We start from the raw sequence: 3,102 nt of genomic DNA, 5'->3' as shown, positions 1-3,102 counted from the left end.
GCCGGGGGGGGGGCGGGAGCCGCCGCGGCGGCCGGAGCCGGGGCGGGGACGACGGCCGGGCGGACCGGCGAGATCGCCTCGGTCGGCCGGGCGGTCGTCACCGGCAGCACGGTGGTGGGCACATCGTCGTCCACCGGGGCGGCGACCGCGGTTCCCGCCCGTGGCTGGGCCGCCCCGAGGGCCGCCGTGTGGGCCGGATGCGGCCCGGCCACCACCGCGACGCCCAGCTCCGCCGAGAGCAGCTCGGCGACGAGAGGGATCGCGCCGCCGCCACCGGTGAGCAGCACCCGCCCCACATCCGACGGCTCGACCCCGGCCCCGCGCAGCGCCTCGTGCACCAGCGCCGTCGACGCCTGCAGCGGGCCGCGGGCCAGTTCCTCGAACTCGTCGCGTACGAGACGCACGTCCCGCCGCACCCCGGGCAGATCGATCGCGACGACCGTCTCGGTGTCGGTCGACAGCTGCTCCTTCGCGGCTCTCGACCGGGTACGCAGCTCCGCCAGCGCCGCCGTCATCGGCGCGGCGAACGGATCGAAGTCGGGGACGTCGTCGCGCACGGTGTCCAGCAGATGGGTGGTGACCAGATGGTCGAGGTGACCGCCGCACACGTCCTCGCTCGCGATCGGACGGCCGAGAAGAACCGGTTCGGCGCCGGTGCGCACCACCGAGACGTCGAGCGTGCGGGCGCCCAGGTCGTAGACGACGACCACCCCGTCGCCGAGGGGACCCCGGGTGGCCTCGAGCCAGCGCACCGCGGCGATCGGCTCGGGCATCAGCGTCACGTCCGCGAGCCCCGCCCGCGACAGGGCCTCGCGCAGCGCGTCGACGGTGTAACCGGCCCAGGTCGCCGGATGCGCCACCGTGATCGCGGGGGCCTCCGGCAGGTCGAGCGAGGCCTCGTGCACCAGGCAGCCGATCGCCGTCGCGGTCAGGTCCGCCCCGGAGTACGACGCTCCGTTGTCGGCGAGCACACCGACGGGATCCCCGACGCGGCTCACGAAGTCGGTGAACACCAGCGCCCCCGGGGCGGCCGGCCGGTGACCGAGGTGCGGCGCGTCGTCGGGGGGAAGGTGCAGTTCGCTGGCACGGGACAGGACGACCGGACGGTACGTGTCGGCGCGATCGAACGCGGTGGCCGCCACCGAATCCGCCGAACCGATCGTGACTCCGAGCCCTGCTGCCATGTCGTTTCGCTCCCTGTTCGGGGCGGACGTATCCGCCGTGTCGCGTTGAATGTCGTAATCGGACACGATGTCGTTAGCCCGATACGAGACCTTCGACCCTGGTGCGGGGGCGATCCCCCTGTCCGCCCCGATCCCCTAATGCGCACCCCCGTACGGGCCCCGGACCGAGGGGGGTCTCGGCCCCCTTGGGCGGGGGACCGGCAGTTCGTAGCGTGAATCGCAGAACACCGACCCCAGGAGATGCGATGTCCACCAACGCTGTGCTCGACTTCATCCTCAGCCTGCTGCGCGACGACGAGGCCCTCGCCCGCTACTGCGCGAACCCCGACACCGCCCTGGCCCAGGCCGGGCTGGCCGACGTGTGCCACGCCGACATCGTCGCCGTCGCGCCCCTCGTCGCCGACAGCGGACTGTTCGCGGGCACGGCCGCCGAGCTGACCGCGGCGCTCGGCGGGGCGGCGGGCGCGGCCGGCGCCATCGGAGCCGGTGCGGCCGGTGCCATCGGGGCCGGTGCGGCCGGTGGTCTCGCCGGGGGTCTGGCCGGCGGTGCGGGTCTCGGTCTCGCCGGCGGTGCGGGGCTCGGCCTCGCGGGTGCCGTCGGCAGTGGCCTCGGCGGCGGCCTCGGTATCGACACCGACTTCGCGGCCGAGCTGGCCGCCGGCCTCACCGGCACACTGGGCGCGGCCCTGGAACTCGGCGGTGATCTCGGTGCCGCCCTCGGCGCGGCGTTCGGCGCGGCCCTCGGCGCGGGCGGTGCCCTCGGCGGCATCGGTTCCGGTGCCCTGGACCTGGCGGGCGACCTGGACCTGGGCGCGGTGCTCTCCGGGGCACTCGCCGGCGGTCTCGGACTCGATGCCGCAACCGGAGTCGTCGCGGACCTGGGCGTAGCGCTCGATGCGGCGCTCGGCGCCACGGCCGGGACGGCGCTAGACCTGTCCGGTGCACTCGAGGCCGCCTTCGGGGTCGGTGGCGAGCTCGGTGGCCAGCTCGGCGGTGCGCTGGGCGGGCTGCTCGACACGGCACTCGCCGCGGGCGGCGACTTCTCCGCCGCCGTCGAGGCGGCCCTCGCCGGAGGCGCGGACCTCGCGACGGCCGTCGGCGCGACCCTCGGCGGCACGCTCGGGCTGGGCACCGAACTCACCGCGCAGCTCGGCGGCGCCCTCGACTCCGTCCTCGAACTCGGAACCGGCCTCGCCGGCGGTCTGGACCTCGGCGGCGGTCTCGACGCCGTCACCGGCGTGACCGCCGGACTCGGTGCCTCCCTGTCGGCTCTGCTCGAGGCCGGTGGTTCCGTCGCCGGTGATCTCGGCGGCACGCTCGGCGCCGTGCTCGAGGCCGGCGCCGACGGGGGGCTCGTCGGGGGCGTCGACCTCGGCGCCCTCCTCGGCGGCGACGCCGGCGGCGACCTGGACCTCGGCACCGCGGTCGGCGGGCTGCTCGGCGGCGCGCTCGGCCTCGAGAACTCCGCCACCCTCGAACTCGGCAACGCCCTCGACGTCGCGCTCGACCTGTCCGCGTCCGTCGAATCGAGCGCCGACGGCACCCTGTCCGCGGTGCTCGCCTCCGCGTTCTCCGTCGGCGGGGAGGCCGGCGCGAATCTCGGTTCCGCGCTCGGTGGCGTGCTCGAGGCGGGCCTCGGTGGCACCGTCGACTCCACCGTGGACCTCGGTTCGCAACTGGCCACCACCATCGGCGGTGGGCTCGGCGTCGACGCCGACCTGACCGGTCAGCTCGGCTACGCCCTCGACGGTGCGCTCGACCTCGGCGGGCAGCTCGCCGGTGGCGGCGAGGCGGCAGGTGATCTGGCCGGTGGTCTGACGGGTGGGCTCGACGGTGCGGCGGATCTGGGTGCGGGCCTCGGTGGGGGTCTGGCCGGTGGTCTCGGCGGGGCGGCCGATCTGGGTGGCGAGCTGGCCGG

At 75.8% G+C, this 3,102-nt stretch carries 2 protein-coding genes; one reads left to right on the top strand and one right to left on the bottom strand.

Annotation, left to right across the window (positions count from 1 at the left end; translation table 11 throughout):
- The coding region (locus tag OEY_RS28150) for an Hsp70 family protein (protein ID WP_010593264.1) at window positions 1–1,184 on the bottom strand (1,184 nt) is incomplete at its 3' end.
- A 245-nt stretch (window positions 1,185–1,429) separates the two neighbouring features.
- On the opposite strand from OEY_RS28150, the gene OEY_RS0107440 reads away from it, so the two are divergent.
- Window positions 1,430–3,102, top strand: a 1,673-nt coding sequence (locus OEY_RS0107440; protein ID WP_010593263.1) for an IniB N-terminal domain-containing protein, incomplete at its 3' end; no start/stop codon positions are given.

It is taken from the genome of Rhodococcus sp. P14, from assembly GCF_000256505.1.
GTDB lineage: Bacteria > Actinomycetota > Actinomycetes > Mycobacteriales > Mycobacteriaceae > Rhodococcus > Rhodococcus ruber.
This window is presented reverse-complemented; position numbering and strand designations above follow the sequence as displayed.